Source organism: Brevibacillus jepli (assembly GCF_047229145.1).
Classification (GTDB): Bacteria; Bacillota; Bacilli; order Brevibacillales; family Brevibacillaceae; genus Brevibacillus.
Map to the genome: position 1 here is coordinate 1 of NZ_JBFEFW010000041.1, position 18,311 is coordinate 18,311.

20 protein-coding genes are annotated in these 18,311 nt (G+C 48.0%); 3 read left to right on the forward strand and 17 right to left on the reverse strand.

Annotated elements, in window-relative coordinates; translation table 11 throughout:
* Nucleotides 1–116: 116 nt before the first annotated feature.
* The 4 genes from AB1L17_RS28400 to AB1L17_RS28415 form a co-directional block, all read right to left on the reverse strand.
* On the reverse strand, nucleotides 117–1,199 hold the full coding sequence (locus tag AB1L17_RS28400) for a coiled-coil domain-containing protein (protein ID WP_412848268.1): 1,083 nt from the start codon (nucleotides 1,197–1,199) through the stop codon (nucleotides 117–119).
* A gap of 684 nt (nucleotides 1,200–1,883) precedes the next feature.
* Nucleotides 1,884–2,921, reverse strand: a complete 1,038-nt coding sequence (locus AB1L17_RS28405) for a DUF4367 domain-containing protein (protein ID WP_412848269.1) — start codon at nucleotides 2,919–2,921, stop codon at nucleotides 1,884–1,886.
* Between the two features lie 251 nt (nucleotides 2,922–3,172).
* Nucleotides 3,173–3,559 (reverse strand): holo-ACP synthase, encoded by a 387-nt coding sequence (gene acpS / locus AB1L17_RS28410; RefSeq protein ID WP_412848270.1) that lies wholly within the window; start codon nucleotides 3,557–3,559, stop codon nucleotides 3,173–3,175.
* A gap of 155 nt (nucleotides 3,560–3,714) precedes the next feature.
* Nucleotides 3,715–3,972: a gamma-type small acid-soluble spore protein gene (locus AB1L17_RS28415; protein WP_412848271.1), complete on the reverse strand. Its 258-nt coding sequence runs from the start codon at nucleotides 3,970–3,972 to the stop codon at nucleotides 3,715–3,717.
* A gap of 171 nt (nucleotides 3,973–4,143) precedes the next feature.
* On the opposite strand from AB1L17_RS28415, the gene AB1L17_RS28420 reads away from it, so the two are divergent.
* On the forward strand, nucleotides 4,144–4,395 hold the full coding sequence (locus AB1L17_RS28420; protein WP_412848272.1) for a glutaredoxin family protein: 252 nt from the start codon (nucleotides 4,144–4,146) through the stop codon (nucleotides 4,393–4,395).
* Nucleotides 4,396–4,416: 21 nt separating this feature from the next.
* On the opposite strand, the gene AB1L17_RS28425 is transcribed toward AB1L17_RS28420, so the two are convergent.
* The 6 genes from AB1L17_RS28425 to pstB (AB1L17_RS28450) form a co-directional block, all read right to left on the reverse strand.
* Nucleotides 4,417–4,752, reverse strand: a complete 336-nt coding sequence (locus tag AB1L17_RS28425; protein WP_106652682.1) for an ArsR/SmtB family transcription factor — start codon at nucleotides 4,750–4,752, stop codon at nucleotides 4,417–4,419.
* 97 nt (nucleotides 4,753–4,849) lie between these two features.
* Nucleotides 4,850–6,469, reverse strand: coding sequence for a GMC family oxidoreductase (locus tag AB1L17_RS28430; RefSeq protein ID WP_412848273.1), 1,620 nt, complete (start codon nucleotides 6,467–6,469; stop codon nucleotides 4,850–4,852).
* A complete protein-coding gene (locus AB1L17_RS28435; RefSeq protein WP_412848274.1) occupies nucleotides 6,456–7,058 on the reverse strand; it encodes a gluconate 2-dehydrogenase subunit 3 family protein in 603 nt (200 codons plus the stop codon). The genes AB1L17_RS28430 and AB1L17_RS28435 overlap by 14 nt, the downstream gene beginning before the upstream one ends.
* A 27-nt stretch (nucleotides 7,059–7,085) precedes the next feature.
* Nucleotides 7,086–7,475, reverse strand: coding sequence for a hypothetical protein (locus AB1L17_RS28440; protein WP_412848275.1), 390 nt, complete (start codon nucleotides 7,473–7,475; stop codon nucleotides 7,086–7,088).
* Nucleotides 7,476–7,629: 154 nt separating this feature from the next.
* The gene (locus AB1L17_RS28445; RefSeq protein ID WP_412848276.1) at nucleotides 7,630–7,857 is read right to left on the reverse strand and encodes an ArsB/NhaD family transporter; all 228 of its coding nucleotides are present in this window, start codon (nucleotides 7,855–7,857) and stop codon (nucleotides 7,630–7,632) included.
* Nucleotides 7,858–7,871: 14 nt separating this feature from the next.
* A complete protein-coding gene (gene pstB, locus AB1L17_RS28450) occupies nucleotides 7,872–8,624 on the reverse strand; it encodes a phosphate ABC transporter ATP-binding protein PstB (protein ID WP_412848277.1) in 753 nt (250 codons plus the stop codon).
* Between the two features lie 235 nt (nucleotides 8,625–8,859).
* Between pstB (AB1L17_RS28450) and AB1L17_RS28455 the strand changes: the two genes are divergently transcribed.
* The gene (locus AB1L17_RS28455; protein WP_412848278.1) at nucleotides 8,860–10,887 is read left to right on the forward strand and encodes a methyl-accepting chemotaxis protein; all 2,028 of its coding nucleotides are present in this window, start codon (nucleotides 8,860–8,862) and stop codon (nucleotides 10,885–10,887) included.
* A gap of 46 nt (nucleotides 10,888–10,933) precedes the next feature.
* Here the strand turns inward: AB1L17_RS28455 and pstB (AB1L17_RS28460) are convergent, their stop codons facing one another.
* The 4 genes from pstB (AB1L17_RS28460) to AB1L17_RS28475 form a co-directional block, all read right to left on the reverse strand.
* Nucleotides 10,934–11,707, reverse strand: coding sequence for a phosphate ABC transporter ATP-binding protein PstB (gene pstB, locus AB1L17_RS28460; protein ID WP_412848279.1), 774 nt, complete (start codon nucleotides 11,705–11,707; stop codon nucleotides 10,934–10,936).
* Nucleotides 11,708–11,725: 18 nt separating this feature from the next.
* Nucleotides 11,726–12,616: a phosphate ABC transporter permease PstA gene (gene pstA / locus AB1L17_RS28465; protein ID WP_412848280.1), complete on the reverse strand. Its 891-nt coding sequence runs from the start codon at nucleotides 12,614–12,616 to the stop codon at nucleotides 11,726–11,728.
* Nucleotides 12,617–13,564 carry a phosphate ABC transporter permease subunit PstC gene (pstC, locus tag AB1L17_RS28470; protein WP_412848281.1) on the reverse strand — a complete coding sequence of 316 codons (948 nt, stop codon included), beginning with the start codon at nucleotides 13,562–13,564 and terminating at the stop codon, nucleotides 12,617–12,619.
* 89 nt (nucleotides 13,565–13,653) lie between these two features.
* Nucleotides 13,654–14,583 carry a phosphate ABC transporter substrate-binding protein PstS family protein gene (locus tag AB1L17_RS28475; RefSeq protein WP_412848282.1) on the reverse strand — a complete coding sequence of 310 codons (930 nt, stop codon included), beginning with the start codon at nucleotides 14,581–14,583 and terminating at the stop codon, nucleotides 13,654–13,656.
* A 182-nt stretch (nucleotides 14,584–14,765) separates the two neighbouring features.
* Between AB1L17_RS28475 and AB1L17_RS28480 the strand changes: the two genes are divergently transcribed.
* Nucleotides 14,766–14,966 (forward strand): DUF378 domain-containing protein, encoded by a 201-nt coding sequence (locus AB1L17_RS28480; protein WP_412848283.1) that lies wholly within the window; start codon nucleotides 14,766–14,768, stop codon nucleotides 14,964–14,966.
* A 585-nt stretch (nucleotides 14,967–15,551) separates the two neighbouring features.
* Here AB1L17_RS28480 and AB1L17_RS28485 read toward each other — a convergent pair.
* The 3 genes from AB1L17_RS28485 to AB1L17_RS28495 form a co-directional block, all read right to left on the reverse strand.
* Nucleotides 15,552–16,100 carry a GerMN domain-containing protein gene (locus AB1L17_RS28485; protein ID WP_412848284.1) on the reverse strand — a complete coding sequence of 183 codons (549 nt, stop codon included), beginning with the start codon at nucleotides 16,098–16,100 and terminating at the stop codon, nucleotides 15,552–15,554.
* Between the two features lie 14 nt (nucleotides 16,101–16,114).
* On the reverse strand, nucleotides 16,115–17,794 hold the full coding sequence (locus tag AB1L17_RS28490) for an N-acetylmuramoyl-L-alanine amidase family protein (protein ID WP_412848285.1): 1,680 nt from the start codon (nucleotides 17,792–17,794) through the stop codon (nucleotides 16,115–16,117).
* Between the two features lie 174 nt (nucleotides 17,795–17,968).
* Nucleotides 17,969–18,304: a hypothetical protein gene (locus tag AB1L17_RS28495; RefSeq protein ID WP_412848286.1), complete on the reverse strand. Its 336-nt coding sequence runs from the start codon at nucleotides 18,302–18,304 to the stop codon at nucleotides 17,969–17,971.
* Nucleotides 18,305–18,311 lie beyond the last annotated feature (7 nt).

Sequence of the window (18,311 nt, forward strand, 5' to 3'; positions counted from 1 at the left end):
TAAGCTAATGACTACTACTGCCTTCGCCATTCGGGACTTTAACCCTATAGATAACGCCCATGCTGGGCGCACATTGAAAAAGCAGATGGGACGTAAATCCCACCTGCTTTCGATCACTACATTGCTTCCCCCTGATCATTCTTCTCTTGGTCATGTCTTGGGAAAACGACTTTTTCAAAGCTGCCTTCTACCATCTTTTGCACCATCGTTGTCATTTCCTCACGTCGCTTGTCTGCCTGCTCCTGCGTGAGCTTGCCTGCTTCTATCGCTTCTTTTAGCTTGGCTTCGTGCTGACCTACCAAGAGATTCACAACGTCATCCACTTCTACTCCCTGCTCCTTGGCAGTTGCCGCCAACGATTTTCCTGCTTTCCGTTCTTCCTTCAGCTTGTCTGCATCCAGCTTCAGGAGGGACAGCAGCTCTTCGTTTTTCTCGAAGCCCATCCCTTTACCCGGTCCACGTCCGTAATGCGTGTTTTGCACCATTTCCTTTATCCGTTCGCTGGCATTTTCATTCATTTTGTCGGCTTGTTCCTGTGTCAGCTTCCCGGCGGATACCGCTTCTTTCAGTTTGGCCTCCTGTTGTTTCACCAACAGCGCTACCAGATCATCCACAGCTACGCCTTGGGCTTCTGCAATTGCAGCCAGCGATTTCTCCGCTTTCAGCTCTTCTTTGAGTTTATCGGCATCCAGCTTCAAGAGGGACAGCAGCTCTTCGTTTTTCTCGAAGCTACCGAAGAAGCCTCCCTTGCCAAACCCTTTAAGTGGTTTCGTGTTTTCTACTTGTTCTTTTACACGATCGCTCAGATTTTCCGACAGCTTATCTGCCTGCTCCTGCGTGAGCTTGCCTGCCTCTACCGCTTCGTTCAGCCTGGCCTCTTGCTGATCCACCAGGAGTGCCACGACATCTGCTGTATCGACTCCTTGAGCCTCAGCAATCGCCGCCAGTGTTTTTCCTGCCTGGAGCTCTTCTTTTAGCTTGTCAGCGTCCAGCTTCAAAAGCGAGAGCAGCTCTGTATTTTCTTTGAAGCTGAATCCACCGTGGTGGCCCATCTTCCCTGTTTTGAATTTCACTTCTGCCGGTTTATTTAATGTAGTTGTTTGTGCTGAATCGGCTGCCATTGCTCCGCCTATGCTACCCAGACTCAGAACTACCGCCATCGTTCCCATCAGCATTCCCATTTTCGCTTTGCTAAACATATACACTCAACCCTTTCGTCTGTTAGTGTGGTGTACTGCTTCTCTGGTACAAGACCAAGTGTACATGGGTATTTTTAGATTCCCTTTTGAGAAAATAGGAAAACTTGAGGGAAAATCGTAAAAAACTATGAAGGTCCTTTTGGTTTGAGTCAACATAGTGGAGGAAAAGAAAAAGCACAGTTCTCTTCGACTCTGACACGCCAGCGGAGGGATTGACTGGCCGTCTCCACTTCAAAAAGAGGACCGTCGAGCCAAAGCCACCCTACGGGCGGAAGTTTCTCAGAGTAGAAGTGTTCGACAAGCGTGGTCCTCTTTTTGAAGTTCCGACTGGGTAGGCGTTGTCAAGGTCTGCGAGCCCTGTGCTTTTTCTTTTCGCCAGCTTTTTTTGGTTTGTCGCTACTTTTAAGACGCGATGGAAGAAGTGCATTTCCAGTTCAAGCGCCTCTGGAGCCCGACCCAGTTCCGAAATAAATGACGGGGGTTTTCAGCTTCAACCTCTGCGAATACTTCATCGAGATGACTACTTTTGAAGCGCTCCCTTCATTTATTTCGGAACGGACGGTCCAACATACAACGGGGCGTAGGCCGAAGCGTAGACTGGAAATGCACTTCTTCCCCTCCACTACAGCCACTCCCCCCTAAATAGCAAAAGAGGACGGCAATCACCGTCCCCTCTCCCACCATTTATTTAGCGCTGAGACCATATGTCGACTGCGCGACGTTCACCATTTCTTCTTCTGGAAGGTCACCTGCTATCGTATACTCGATTCCGTCGAGCTCCCAAGTCAGAAGTCGCTGATTTTCACCCGTTTGGGCCAATACACCAACTGTAAAGCCGAGATTCACTGGCATTCCTTGTTCATATGACACAGATGCTGCTGTCGGGCGTCCTTCGATCACCTTGTAGTTGTAGGCGCCTTTATAGGTCAAGATGACTTTTCTCTCTCCATCACGCGTGACTGGCTCGATATCGCTTTGCGTTACACCCTCCGGCACATAAGTAGGGACAATTACACCGAATTGGCTGTTCGGTTGTTTCATGACCTGTCCATTCGTTTGCGCCATGGTTGGAATTGATGTTAACGAGCTTGTTGTCATGTTGCGATCTTTGTCAAAGGCATCTTTGTCAAACATAGGGTTGAACGAAAAATCAGTGAAATCAATCCGTACGAGTGGATTCATACTGGCGTCCATGATTTCTGCGTGCGTAGGTTTGAAATCTTCTGTCAGCCAAATTTTTTGCTTGGTCAAGGAACGATTGCCACTGTAGTTCGCTTTCACTTCAAACACATACTGCTTTTCTTCCATCTTCATTTGTCTCTCTGTATCATCGATGATGCTCTTTGCCAGTGTTTCGTACAGATACAACGGTCCATTGTTCTCAGGCCAGCCACTTTGGAAGCGGAAGCTCTTGTTCAGATGCGGGGTCAGTACGAAAACTCCGTCATTGTTTCGCAAGATGATTTGTGTGATACCACGCTGCTTCGAGGTAAGAGCTACTCGATAGTTGGTTGGCTTTTCATACCAGACCTGAACATCGTACTCCATGGGGGTAGAGCCCGTCTGCATGGTCAAGACTGCCTGAGACTTGTACCCAGTCATTTTTCCCAGCGTACCGTTCAGGTCGCTCACCACATCTTCTGGTGTTTTCTGACCGAAACAACCGCCGAGGAACAGGGTGAAAACCAACAATAACACCAGAGGTAAAGCTACCCGTTTCATTCAATGAACTCCTCCTTGTCAGTATTTTCGACAAAGAAGGGCATCCCTGTCTATTTCCTGGGAAATCTGTCAGTCTCTCGCCCATGCAGCGCACATCGTGTCAATGGTTGAGTGGATACGAAGGTGGCGACATATCGCTTGGATCGGCTACAGACTTAGCCTTCCTGTGTAAGAGCAGGTAGTCCCTCCTGATCTACGCGATATAAATGTATGTCCATCCTCGTCCCAATATGCAGACAAGTTTATCGAGGTTATCGTTCTTCTACAATTACTTGCGCAATCGCATGCGTCTGGCTATGCGAAATGCTCACATGAATATGCACGCGAGTTGGGTCCAGATCAAGTTTGGTGTACACCTCGTTCTTTATGGTCATGACCGGCTTGCCCGAATGATTCGGGAGGATTTCCATATCCAAAAAGCCGACTACGGCACCAATGCCTGTGCCAAGAGCCTTCGCTCCAGCTTCCTTGGCAGCAAATCTGCCCGCAACCATTTCCGCCTGTCTCGTATCTGCTTTTCCATGCAGGAGCTGCTGTTCATCTGTCGTCAAAAAGTGCTTGATCGCACGCTCTTGTCTTTTTATCAAGGTAGCGATGCGTTCTATTTCCACAATGTCTACGCCTGTTCCAATGATCATGAGAAATTGCCTCCTAGTGGGCTGATTTACGAATCACAGTATCATCCACTTCCACGCTTTTGCAAGTGCGAGGATAGAAACGACATTCAGCGCATACACTTTACGTAAAAATAAGAAAACCCCCGCAAATTGCGAGGGCTTTTGACCGCTTGCTACTACTCAGTAGCTTGGCCAGATTGTTGCGCAGCCGATTGTTGGTTTTGACGACGAACCTCCGCAACATTTGTCTCACTTGCGAATTCAGTCGCAGCGCCTTGGGAAGCAGCGCGTTGTGCAGATTCTTGAGCGGATTGTTGGTTCTGACGACGAACCTCTGCTGCGTTTGTTTCACTTGCGAATTCAGTCGCAGTGTTAGCTGCTTGGCTAGCTTGGTTCGCTTGGCCCATACCTGCTTGTCTGTTTTGTTTAGGCATCGTTACATTCACCTCCTCGACGTCACTGAATATAATTTGTACAGCCCCCTATGTACGTATCCATCCTTATTTTTCCAAATCATACTTTTGAGTACTTGCTTTGTCGCCACCGATCATTCATATTGGAAAGTACTAGGCTTCTACTTTTGCTTTTGAAAGGAGCAATAATGTATGGCTCACAAGGTTATTATCTATACCCAAGTCACTTGCGGTCCTTGTCAGGAAGAAAAAATGTGGCTGACTTCAAACAACATTGCTTTCGAAGACAGAGACATCCGACAAAACGATGCTTATTTTCAGGAAGCGATTCAATTAGGCGCCAGCATGACACCTGTAACCTACATTGAAAAGGAAAACGGCGAGCAAGTTGTCATCCATGGATTTGACAAGGAAGAACTAAAAAAAGCGTTGGATCTCAATTGATCCAACGCTTTTTACGACTGATCAGCCAAATGAAGGTTCACTTGCAACTGATTTTTGTTTGACGATTGGCGACATGTCCGGCAAGTTAGACAATATTTGCTTAACTTCAGGACTGCATTCTGTATTAACGGAGTAATATACCCACGGTCCCTTCCGACGCTCTTTGACCAAACCATGTGTTTTGAGCTTAGCCAAGTGCTGGGAAACAGAAGGCTGGGAAGTTTGCAAAATTTCCACGAGATCACGGACACATAAGGACTGTACTTGCAGGAGAGCCATGATCGTCAAGCGCGTCTTGTCACCAAGTAGCTTATAAGTCTCTGACAAAAACAGTACCTGCATCAAATCCATTTCCATAAGGATACCCACCTTTGCCTTACATATCTGTTTATCAGTATACTATATGGCTTATATGATGGGGAAGATAGGAACGCAAAACAAATGTGAATCTGTCCTATACATCTTGCTTTTTCATTGCCTCAATCAGCTTGTCCGCAGTGCGCGCAGCCAGCGCCATTACTGTATTTGTCGGATTGCTGCCGCTCGAAGTAACAAACGTCGAAGCACCCGCTATGAAAAGATTGGGTATGTCATGCGTTTGCCCATACTCGTTCACAACCGAGCTCTCCTTGTCCTTCCCCATTCGGCATCCCCCCATGAGATGAGCGGTATCAGACACCACATGCTCTGGCTGTCCCCCCATCGCTTCTATAATCCGGTTCATTTGCCCAATCGCATGCTTGTATAGCTGCTTGTCATTCTCTTGATAACTGAAGGTTACCGTAGGGATCGGCATTCCGTATTCATCTTTTTCCCCAGAGAGCGTCACTCTGTTATCCGGATGAGGCAGCACTTCCCCTACCAAGGTGATCCGTGCATACATATTGTAATCCAGCATGGTCTCTCGAAGCTGTTTTCCCCATAAATACGAGCCATCTTCCCGCTCGGCAGCAATAGCAGCTGCCATCCCGACCGGACGTGCCCCGTGCGCACTGAGCGTATACCCGCGAGCAAATCCTCGTTCCCGGTCCGTCTCATAAAAATGCTGGGTCAAGGCAAGGACAGGTGTTCCTTTATACAATCGTACTTCCTCCGGGAGTCGTCCGTAAACATCATGGCTGGAGTGGGGCATAATTGCTTTTCCTACCCATCCGCTCGAATTCGCCAGCCCTTGGGGAAACTGAGCATTCGCCGAACTGAGCAGCAATCTGGGAGTCTCCACCACAAACCCGGCCAAAATGACTACCCGAGCCATCTGCCTGTGCGTCAAACCATTATGGTTGAACACCACGCCGCTGACCCGGTCGCCAGCCATCAAAATTTCCGTCACCATGCAATCGGACAGTACCTCTGCCCCCTCCGCTATCGCTTTGGGAATGTGATGAATCAACCCGCTGTACTTGGCATTCGGCATGCAACCTTGGTTGCAAAAGCCACGATTGATACATGGCGGCCGACCATCAAAAGGAGCCGATAAAATCGCCAGAGGGGCGACCACACTCTCGATCCCCAGCTTCTCGCACCCTTCCCGGAACAGTTGAGCATTGGCACTGATTGGCTCCCGAACGGGGTAAGGATACGGGCCTTGAAAAGAACCCCACGGAAAATGATTCGGACCTGAGACAGCAATCTCTCGTTCTATCTTGTCGTAATACGGGGCGAGGTCCTGATATGTAATCGGCCAGTCTTCTCCTACGCCATCTACGGTCCTAGTCTTAAAATCACTTTCATGAAAACGCAGGAACACCCCCGTAAAATGCACAGTGCCTCCGCCAATTCCCCGTCCTGAGTTGTTATGTCCCAATCGCAGTGGGTCATTTCCTGCTACCAGCCTCGTTTCCTGCCAGGCCAATCTCCGCATCGACAGCTCATCACTGGCGAAATCGTGTTGCGGGTCCCAAAACGGTCCTGCTTCCAGAACGACTACACGTAACCCGGCCTTTGCCAGCTCGTAAGCCAGTACGCCCCCTGCCGCTCCAGCACCTACGATGCATACATCTGCGTCGTCGGCGTATTTTCTTTGATCCACAGGAGTAGGGCGATGAGTAATCGTATGATGGTCATGACTCGTCATTTGCTTTCGCCTCCCATGGGTCCGTCAATCCTTTTTCCACCCGTACATAGCCACGCGGATAAGCTGGTCCGCCATAGCCGATATCCGACCAAACCAACGGATGGGAATAGTACGCACTGACTGTGTCATGCAGCAATCGCTTGAAAAAATCTACAGGAGCGAAGTCTGTCCACGCCTCCTGGTTTTGGATGCCCCCATTCGCGACGTGCTGAAGAACGGCCTCCTGCTGGTCTAGCTTCAACGCAACAAAGCCAGCACCATAAGCGGCATGACTCTCCGCATCAATCCCTTTCAAGCCCGAGCGGTAGAGCTCTTTTTTGGGTGGAACACCGACCTTTCGTTGCGACTCGCCGATATTACTAGCCGTCGTATCATCCAGATGCTCCACCACAAAAGTCAGCACCTCCAGGCGGTGATCATTGACCAATACACCTACGACTGTCTGTAAGAGCAAGGTTTCATTCTTCGTAAAAAATTGATTGGCAATCGCGGGCATTCGTCTTGCCCCTACCACTTTCCTGGTGTGAGCATCCCACTCTGTATGCTGGTCCCAAACATCATAGGATGGGTAACGTCCAACCTTCTCCATGTCCTCTCACCCCTTCGATAGCGTTAATTACCAAAACAGCGCAAGAAGCCCTAATGCTGCAATAGCCGTAATGAGCAAGGGAAGAATCACAGGAGGACCGACGAGAAAATTTTGACTTTGTGAATAACCTCCCACACGCTGCCCAACTCCGACCGTATGCAAATAGGCTCCGTACACGCCGCCAGCCATACCGACCACCATCATCAAGGCAAACACCCAACGCAGCCACCCCGCATTCACAAACGATAAAACAATAGCAGTAACCGCAAATACCGGAAGCTCAAGCACAGGAATCCACATTGCCCAATGTCGGAAGTTTTGTCTAGCGTGAAAAAGTGTGACCTGAACCGCAATCAAGACAAACGCCAGTCCAACAAAAAAAATCAGCACGCGTTCGATCGGCCAGCCATGCCACATGGAAACATCCTCCTTTTTACGTACGATGCGCCTATTTTTTCCTTCCTTGTCAGGTCCTATTCTGCCTATTTAGCCGCCAGACACGTCATAATAGAAAAACGCCTGCTGACTATCCACCAGCAGGCGTTTCGATCCTATGAAAAATAGAGTAATGTCAGTACAAGCCGAGCAACGTCACTGTCAATGTCGGCAAGGTTAAAATAACCCCTGTCTTAAAATATTGCCCCCACGATATCGTGAGAGAATGGCAGCCACAAAGCCTGTTCCTTCCCAATGTCGTGGCCAGCAAACCATGCGCCATGAACCAATCGAATGTGTCTTTGACCAGATCCGTCAATCTTAACAAAAAGAACGGACCTTGAAAGGTCCGCTCTCCTACCATACAACAAATTAAAATTATCCGAAACGTCCTGTAATGTAATCCTCTGTTCGTTTATCACGAGGATTTTGGAAGATCGTCGGGGTACTGTCAAACTCAACTAGCTCTCCATTCAAGAAAAACGCCGTCTTGTCGGAAATACGTGCTGCCTGCTGCATGTTGTGGGTCACGATGACAATCGTATAACGGCTCTTCAGCTCTTCCAACAGCTCTTCGATTTTCGCTGTAGAAATCGGGTCCAGAGCGGAGGTTGGCTCATCCATCAAAATGATCTGCGGCTGAACAGCGAGTGCACGCGCGATACAGAGGCGTTGCTGCTGTCCACCGGAAAGCCCCGTTGCTGGCTTTTTCAGCACATCCTTCACTTCATCCCAAAGGGCTGCTGCCTTGAGGCTTGTCTCTACCAACTCGTCCAGCTTGTTACGATCGTTCATGCCATGGAGCTTCGGCCCATACGTGATGTTGTCATAAATGCTCTTCGGAAATGGATTCGGATGCTGAAACACCATACCGATATTTTTGCGAAGTCTCTCCACTTCTACACGAGAGCTATAAATATCCTCGTCGAACACCTTTACCGTTCCCGTAATTTTGGTATTCGGGACAGAGTCGTTCATTCGATTCAATGTCCGTAAAAAGGTAGACTTACCGCAGCCTGACGGACCAATTAATGCCGTAATGGAGTCAGATTCGACATCCAAATTTATATCATAGAGGGCTTGCTTATTACCGTAGAAGAGATTCAACTCTCTCACCGAAATAACACTCATACGGTCTTCGCTCCTTCGTGGTTGTTACGTCCTTTTACTTCACCAACTATAGCGCACCAATGTTAGGTTTCCGTATGAAGTTTATTAAGTTTCGATAAAGATTTCGTCTTGGGACTTTTTACATAGGACCTCTTACATTAAGTTATGGTAAATGTTGCTGGCAAACCATATACGCTCCCCAAGGCGCACCCTACAATAAAGCTGAACGTTTTGACGAATAAGGGGAGAACAATCGATGCCAGGCATAAAAAAAAGATGGGGTCACTCGTCGTTTCATTATCGTTCAATCTTCACCAGGCTGTTCGCAGGCATTATGGGAATGGTCGTCTGTATGATGGCGATTGCCGCATTCTTCATCAGTTATCAATCCCAAGCAACACTCAATGAAAAAACAAAGCAGCAATTACAACAGGCCTCAGGTGCCGCACTACAGAACGTACATAACAGGGTCTATGACATCGTGACCGCCTTGCAATCATTTGCTTCCACTTATAAAAACAGCACGGTCACCAACAGTCAGATTTTTGGTATCTTCTCGGATATGACTACAAACAATCCTACTATTTCCGAATTACAGATTGTCACCACAGACGGACGGTATTTGACCTTTCCGAGCTCACCACTCGACAGCTCATACGATCCGCAAAAAACAGACTGGTATGAGGGAGCATTGAATCAACTACAGCAGGGTGTTTTTGTCTCGGATGTTTTCCAGTTTTCCGAGACGGAATTTCCGAAGATCGCCGTTTCACTCCCGTTACGTAATGAAGACGAGGATGCAGTAGGGGTAGTCGTGGCCTTTGTCTCAGTCCCGAAGCTGAGCGAATCCATCGGGCACATTAAACTGGGGGAAACCGGATATGCCATGATTGTCGATCAACAAGGTAAGCTGATCGCACATCCCGATCAATCCTACGCATTGCAGCGTCCCCTTCTCACCGAGCTTGCAATCGTACAAAACGTCATCGCGGGTCAATCTGGCTACGAGCCAAGCAACATCGATGGCGTGGACTCATTCGCCGCTTATCAATATGATCCATCCCTGAAATGGGGCGTAATCATCGCACAGTCGGTATCAGAGGTAAAACAAGAAGTACGCCGTCTCCAGCTAACCATTTTGGCCGTCTCACTCGTCGGACTCGTAGCACTTGCCCTTATGCTATATGTGTACGTCCGAAGAATTACGAAACCAATCAAGGAAGCCCAGCAAAAAATGACAGCCTTTAGCGAGGGGGATCTGCTGCAAACGATGCAGGTACATAGCAACGATGAAATTCGCCAGCTTGCTGACAGCTTCAATCGAATGAGTGAACAAATCCGGACGATCATCGGTAAAATCCAATACGTCATCACAGACGTCAAACAAGTCGCTGAACATGTAGGAAAAGGCTCCCGGCATTCTCATGCCATGCAATCCGAGGTCGTATCCGTAACAGAGCGACTTGCCCAAGAAATGGACAACCAGCAGGAACAAATCGATGATATCCACTCCACGATAAATGGAATCACGCAAGAAATGTCTCGCATCACGAGCTCGATGGAAGACGCTATCTCGCAAAGCCAAGAATCTCGTGAACAAAACACCATGGCCGCAGCCTCCATGGATACACTGAAGCAAAATATGCACAGTATCTCGGAAGATATGAAGGCCTCCCTGCATGCCATGTCTTCCATGCGAGAAAGCATGGGGGATATCAACGAAATGCTCGGCTTGATATCCGCGATCTCAAAACGAACGAAGCTCTTGTCCTTCAATGCCCGTATCGAAGCTTCCAGAGCTGGCCAAGCAGGAATCGGCTTCAGTGTCGTCGCTGATGAAATCCGCTTGCTGTCTGACCAGACCGAAGAAGCGTCAGCCCGTATTCAAAAAGTAATTGCATCCGGACAAGAAAGAATGGAGCATGTAGCCGCTTGCTTGCAAACGACCGATCATACCACCGTAAACGGCATTCAAACCTTGCATCAAGCCGCTTCTATATTTAACAACACGGTACAGCTCAGCAAAGCTCTTACGACGCAGTTCGAAACGATCAGAATGCTCACAGGAACGATTTCGACACAAAGCCAGGTCATTACACAGCGCGTAGACAACCTGTCTGCCTCGGCACAGCAAGTGGTATCAGGCACTCAGCAAGCCGTAGCCGCCAATCAAGAAAGCCTTTCCTTATCAGAGCAATTTCTCGATGACTCCTTGCGTCTGGCAGATATCGTGGAGGATTTGGAGCAGGCCATCAAATTTTTCAGAGCGGATGTAAAGAAATAAAAAAGAAGCCCTCCTGCAAGCTGTTGTGCTTGGGAGGGCTTCTCTCTTATCCAAATCGTCCGCTAATATATGCTTCCGTTTTTTCGTTTTCAGGTGATGTAAAGATTTTCCCCGTCTCATCCATCTCGATCAGCTCACCCATCAGGAAGAAGGCGGTTTTCTCAGAAATTCGCGCTGCCTGATGCAGGTTATGTGTAACAATCACGATCGTATACTCATCTTTTAGCTGCATAACCAGCTCTTCGATTTTCATGGTAGAGATCGGATCAAGAGCCGAGGCTGGTTCGTCCAACAGCAAAATGGTTGGCTGCATCGCGATTGCGCGAGCGATGCAGAGCCTTTGCTGCTGTCCGCCGGAAAGGGAGAGCGCTGAGTCGCGGAGACGGTCTTTTACCTCATCCCAAAGCGCTGCTTTTCGCAGACTCGACTCAACCAGTTCGTCCAGCTCACGTTTATTTGTCATCCCGTGGAAACGTGGAGCAAATGCGATGTTTTCATAGATCGATTTGAAAAATGGATTCGCTCTTTGGAACACCATTCCTACTACTTGACGCAGGCTCTCGATGTTAATTTGCGAACTGTTAATGTCGATGCCATCTACAATGATTGAACCCTCTACCCGACATGAAGGAACCAGATCGTTCATCCGGTTCAAGCTTCGTAGCAAGGTCGATTTTCCGCATCCGGACGGACCGATAAAGGCCGTCACGGAGTTGCGTGCAATATCCATCGATATATTTTTTACGGCGTGCTTCTCACCGTAGTATACATTCACGTTATTCGTCTGAATGATCGTATCTTGCGTAGTCAGTACGGACATGACTGCCACCTACCTCTCTTAGTTTGATCCTGACGTCATCTTTTTGTAAACCCAATTCCCGAACCAACGAGCGGAAAGGTTAAAGAACAAGACGGCAATAATCAGAACAGCAGCAGCTCCGTCTGCGACATCACGTGCATCCGGTGTCAACCCCTCTGTGTTTACCTTCCAAATATGCACGGCCAATGTCTCGGCAGGACGGAATGGATTCAAAGGCGAGGTAGTGCTATTCAACGAGAAATCGGTGAAGTCCAGATTTGGAGAAGACATCCCTGCCGTATACAATAAAGCAGCCGCTTCCCCGAAAACACGTCCAGACGCCAGAATCGTACCCGTAATGATACCAGGGAGAGCCGCAGGAAGAATGACAGACACGATCGTGCGCCATTTGGTAATACCAAGCGCGAGACTCGCTTCCTTCTGACTGCGCGGTACGTTGCGCAGCGCATCCTCTGTTACACGAACCAACAGCGGCAGGTTAAATACCGTCAGCGCAAGTGCACCACCAAACAGTGTATAGCCCCAGCCCGTCATATTTACGAATACAAGCAATCCAAACAAACCAACAACAATAGAAGGAAGAGAAGACAATACTTCTATACTCATGCGGATAAACTGTGTGATCTTGTTATCCGGCGCATATTCAGCCATATAAATGCCTGCTCCGATCCCGAGCGGCAACGCGATCAGCATGGTCAGGACCAGCAAGTACAGTGAATTGAAAAGCTGTGGTCCAATCCCGCCACCCGCATTGACGATATCCGGTGGAGAGGTCAAAAAGTCGAGATTCAGTTTATGCCAGCCTTGCGAGAGAATAAAGCCCAACAATCCCACAAGAGTACCGATAATCAGTACGGCAATCAGAGTCAGAACAACAGTAGCAGCGCGGTCCATCAGTCTCGCTTTCATCTATTTTGCCAACCTCTTTCTGCCCAACAGGCGCAAAATCACGATAAAGATGAAAGACATCGCCAAGAGCAGCAAAGCCATTGACCAGAGAGCATTGTTATACGGTGTTCCTTGAATCGTATTCCCCATGTTCAATGTAATACCGCTTGTGAGCGTACTGATCGGCTCCAACAAACCGCCAGGCAGTTTTGTTGTGTTACCGATAACCATTTGCACGGCCAGAGCTTCTCCAAAAGCACGAGACATCCCCAACACAATTGCCGTCAAACAGCCAGGAAGCGCAGAATGCAACACGACATTCCAAATCGTCTGCCAACGCGTAGCACCCAATGCAAGCGAAGCGTTACGCAAATCTTGCGGAACAGCCTCAATAGCATCTGCTGCCACACTCGTAATCGTAGGCAAAATCATCAAAGCAAGGACAAGTCCCCCTGCCAACAAGCTGAAACCAAGTACATCAAATTGTTCGCGAACAAAAGGAACAAGCAAGGTAAGTCCAACATAACCGTAAACGACCGATGGGATACCAACCAACAGCTCGATTACCGGCTTCAATACTTTTTTTCCGAAACCAGGGAAGATCTCTGTCATAAAAATAGCAGCGCCGATTCCAAGTGGCGCGGCAATCAAAGCGGCCAATGCCGTTACGAAAAACGAACCAAGAATAAAAGGTAGAACACCATACGCGGATGGTTCACCTTCTGGGTCCCATTTGTCATGGGTCAAAAATTCTTTGATGCTTACTCCATCGACAAAAAACGTCGATAGCCCTTTTGAAGCAATAAAATAGGTAATCGATAAAACAACAATAACGAGCAAACCCGCACAAATCATTGCGATGGTTTTGCCTGTAATATTCTCTGTCTTTTGACGCTTGTTCGTTGTCAGCATTTTTTGCGCAATCATCGATTGACGCTCTGTATTTACCCCTTCAGTACGATGGCTCATGTTCTCCCTCCTAGAAAGAAAACGACTGTACGCAAGCAAAATGAGGGGAAGGCCCCCCTACCCCTCTATTTTGCTGTTAACGATAGCTCTTATTTTTGTGTTACTTTACCTTCTGCATCACGTTCAACCTTCATATCTGTGATTGGCAGGAAGCCCAAATCTGTAACGGTTTTCTTTTGTACTTCATCAGTCAGGATGAAATCGAGGAATGCTTTTGCATCGCCAGTTGCTTCACCTTTTGTGTACATATGCTCGTACGCCCATACTGGATATTTGTTAGATGTAATGTTCTCAGCATTTGCTTCCACGCCATCCAGTTTCAGAGGTTTTACTGTGTCATTGAAGTAGGAAAGTGCCAAGTAACCAATTGCACCTGGTGTTTCAGCAATGATTTTACGAACAGTACCGGAGGAATCCTCTGTGATACCTTCTGCTTCTTCTTGGCCATCCAGAGCGAATTTGCTGAATGTCGCGCGAGTTCCGGAAGATTTCGGACGGTTAACCAATGTGATCTTCATATCATCGCCGCCAACTTCTTTCCAGTTGGTGATTTTACCGGTAAAGATGTCGATCAATTGTTGTTTGGTCAAGTTGTCTACTTTTACTTGCGGGCTTACCGCTGCTGCCATACCGACAACCGCTACTTTATGGTCTACCAGTTCGTTTGCTGGAATGCCTTTTTTCTCTTCTGCAAAAATATCGGAGTTACCAATCGTTGCTGCACCGCTTGCTACTTGGCTCAAGCCCGTGCCGCTTCCTCCGCCTTGTACTTGAATTTGTGCGCCTGCATTTTTTGCCATAAAGTCTTTGGCCGCTTGCTCGACCAGAGGCTGTAAAGCGGTAGAACCCACTGCTGTTACAGGTTCACCGGAAGGTTTTGTTGTCGAACCAGAGTTGCTTTGCTCCCCTGCTGGTTGTTGCGCTGGTGCTGGTGTCTGTGCAGTGTTGCCGCTTCCGCACCCCGCGAGTAATGCCCCTACACATGTCAGCGCAATAAACATTTTGCTGAGTTTTTTCATTGGATGAAAATCCTCCTTAAAAGGTTCGGTTTATTATTTCTCTCTTACAAGTACAAACTATACAGGGGGAATGTTGTCGTATTGTGTTGTGAATGTAAAGCTTTCTTAAAGATGAAAGAATTCCTGTGTAAAAAGACCCATAATTGGGGATGCTGTCCATATTCTTGCGTGGGGGTGTCGATGTGGATCGTCTGGCTATCATTTTCGTTATCATTGGTGCCTTGAACTGGGGTTTAATCGGGTTATTTCAGTTTGATTTAGTCGCCACATTGTTTGGCGGAGCGGAGTCTATCGTAAGCCGAATCGTGTATACCTTGATAGGTCTTTTGGGGGTTTATGCCATTAAGTTTCTTTTTACAGATCGCGAAGAAACATCAACATAAAAAACTATGTCCGGCTGTTGGGGTGGGGAGGAAACAGGAGAAAACGCTCAGCTTCTTGGGCCACCCCCTGCGGGATTGACTGCCCGTCTCCATGAAAAAAAGCGAAACCCGCGTCCAAAGTGGTCCATTCAGGAAGTGTCTCAGAGGTGGACGCTAAAAGCTTGTTTCGCTTTTTTTCATTCCGTCTCGGTCGGTGTCCCAAAGATCTTCGCTTTTTTCTCCTGTTTCCTCTACGAGCTTTCCGTGTTAATCGGTTTTTAAAAGCCTTAAAAGAATGAAGAATGTCATCAGTAGCGACAGAGAAGAATATTTCCAGACGTAGCGACTTGTGGAGTCCTACCGAGCGGAGAAGCGATTAGCGGGCAAAAGAAACGCAACGTGCACACGCTACGAAGCGGCTACCACTTTTGCGGTTCCCCGCTAATCGCTTCGGAGCGGGCAGTCCATACTTCCCCGAGGGACGGAGCACTGAGCCTAGTCTGGAAATATTCTTCTCCCCACGACAGCCACAATACGTGAACCACGTTATTATGAAAAAAAGCGGCACATCCCGATTAACAGGGTGTGCCGCCTTTATGGTGATGATTAATTTTCTCGTTTCAGTGGCTCGGAGAGATCTACGTGCCCCATTAGCGTTTCTACTTTCTTGCCATCCTCCAAGAAGACAATTTCCTTTACTTCCGAGAACTGAAAGAATGTATTCTTCAACGCATCCAAAGCCATCGTCTCGCCACTTGAACCCATATTGAACTGATTTTTGCTATCGGCGTCAATCGTCAAGGTTCCTTTATCAAATGTGATCGAATGGTATTTGAAGTCATTCCACAATGGAATGTTCACGTCTGGCTTTGTTGGCCTCTCCAGCAGGGCGAGTGTCTTTTTGTACTTCTCGATATCTTCGGCAAACGTAATTTCCTGCTCTTCTTTATGCAGCTCCATTACATTGTTATCCGAATAATAAACCGTAATCTTTTGCTTTTTCAGCGTCGGCTCTGTTGTCGATGGATCAGTGTTTGAACCAGACGGCTGTTCAACTGGTGTAGTTGGCGGTGGAGTTTCCGCCGCCTTTTGTCCGCATCCAGCCAAGAGCAGCATAGCCAGAGCTGCCGTCCAGATCACTCGACTTGTTTTCATCGTGAAAAGCCCCCTTACTGATAAGACTCGTAGTATTCACGAATAGCTGCAACCATAGCTTTCGCGATTTTATCTTGGAATGCCGGATTCATGAGCTGCGCACTCTCCTGTGGATTAGAGAGGAAGCCTGTCTCGGTCAATACAGCAGGCATTTTTGTGTTTTTGATCACATAAAAGCCTGACTTCTTGACTCCACGATCCGGGAATTGCGTGGCCCCTTGCAAATGTTTATGTACCACTTGGGCAAAAGCTTTACTGTTTTCATTATAATAGAAAGTTTCTGTCCCAGCCGCTGTCGGTTTCGGGAATGAGTTGGCATGAATGGACAAGAACAAGTCTGCCTCTACATCATTGGCAATAGCGACTCGCTCCGACAGTTCATAAAACACATCCGTTGTCCGTACTGGAACGACCTGAAACTCTGGATATTGCTTCAGCAACGCAACGACTTTATTGGCTACAGCCAACGTGAAATCTTTTTCACGCTTGTCAGCAGCACTTGACGTCCCCGGATCTTTTCCGCCGTGACCCGCATCAACAACAATCAGGTAGCCTGTTTTCTTCGGTTTTGGCTTCAACTTTACTTCGATGCCGTCTTCCATATATGCCAGCTCATACGTGCTCTTTTGATTCAGCTCAATGACAACGCGAACCGTATCAGGAGACGCACTGTATTGGCTGTAACGCAGGTCTGCGATGAGAGGTTCTTCTTTCGCTTGTTCTGCCTGATTTTGTTCATCAGAATCAGAATCTGAATCTGTGTCTTGGTCTTGGTCTTGATCTTGATCTTCTTCATCAGCGGAGGCCGTTTCCTCTGATTCGCCTACACTATCGTTTTTCTCTTCTTGACGTTTTAGATCCTCGATTAAATCGTCATCCAACGCTGTTTGGGGGAGATCCAGAACGATCCGGTGAGGACCTGTCATCACAAAGGACTGCGGAATCACAGGTATTGTCGTTTCAATTCGGACACGATCGCCGTCCTCGGATACATCTTTCAAAATATTGAGGCGATCGATTTCAACCTGATTATCTTTCTTGTCCCACGCAAATGACCCTCCAAGCTCGTCCTCCAGTTGTTGTAATGGAAGGACCAACTGATCGTCAATCGTCATCCCGCGCTCAGGTCGTTTCCATGCAAAGCCTTTTTGTCCCACTTGCTCAGCTACAGCCTGTGCCGACGCGTACATCGTGTCTTCCACTTGATACAGCTTGATCGGCTGGATTGGCGCTTTGCCATTCAGCTTGATCTGTGGCGTTTCGTTCGCAATGACAGTACGTGTGCTGTTGTCCCACCCTACGGTAACGCCGAGTGACTCTCCGACAAAACGCAGTGGAAGCAGCATACGCTGTTGCGAAATTACAGGTGGCGTGTCGAGCTTCACTTGCTTGCCGTTCAACTCTGCTGTACGAGAGTCAAGTCTAAGGGAGAGCTGCTGCGTGCCTTTGGTAATGACAGCTGTTCGGGTAGCGTCATTCCAATCTACTTTCGCACCTAGCCCTTCGGCAATGACGCGGACGGGAACCAACGTGCGTCCGCTCTTGATGACTGGCGGAACTTCAGCCTTCACTGCTTGTCCACCAATCATGAGATTGACAGCTTCCCCTGAAGCACTGCTTGCTGCAACCGCCCAACCGGGGATTAGCAACAGGACCAGCAGCGCAAAAAGCAGAGGGTAAAATCGTCTTTTCATCCTGACCTCCTCCGTGATGTCTGTTTTATTTGGTTATGTGGCGTCAGCCAATGTGCAACGTTCACCATTCTATTAGACGCTATATGATCTGTAAAGTTTATAGTCTTTTGGTACCAAAATGAAAAGACTGCCTCCAGAAAATCCCGCGAGACAGTCTTTACCACTGTTCATTTACTATCGAAAAAATCCCCTTCTCTCTTGCCTGCTTACTTCTTGAACAGGTTTTTTTATCATGTTCAAGCCCCCATTGGCAATAAATTGCTGAATCAGCGAAAGCACGGCTGGATTCGACAGCACCTTAATGGAGTCGGCTACTTTCGGGTTTTTCAATTGGGGAAAAGCGTCTCCTAAATGCGGTAAAAGTGGCAGTATATCTTCGATCGAAATGGCAGGCTTCTGTTGTACAGATTCCACTTGAGCAGTATTCCGTCGTCCTCCAAACAGGAAACCTCGTCGTTCTCCTGAAATTCTTGGAGGTGCTTGTTTGAGACGCCCCAGGGTATTCTTCATTTCCTGC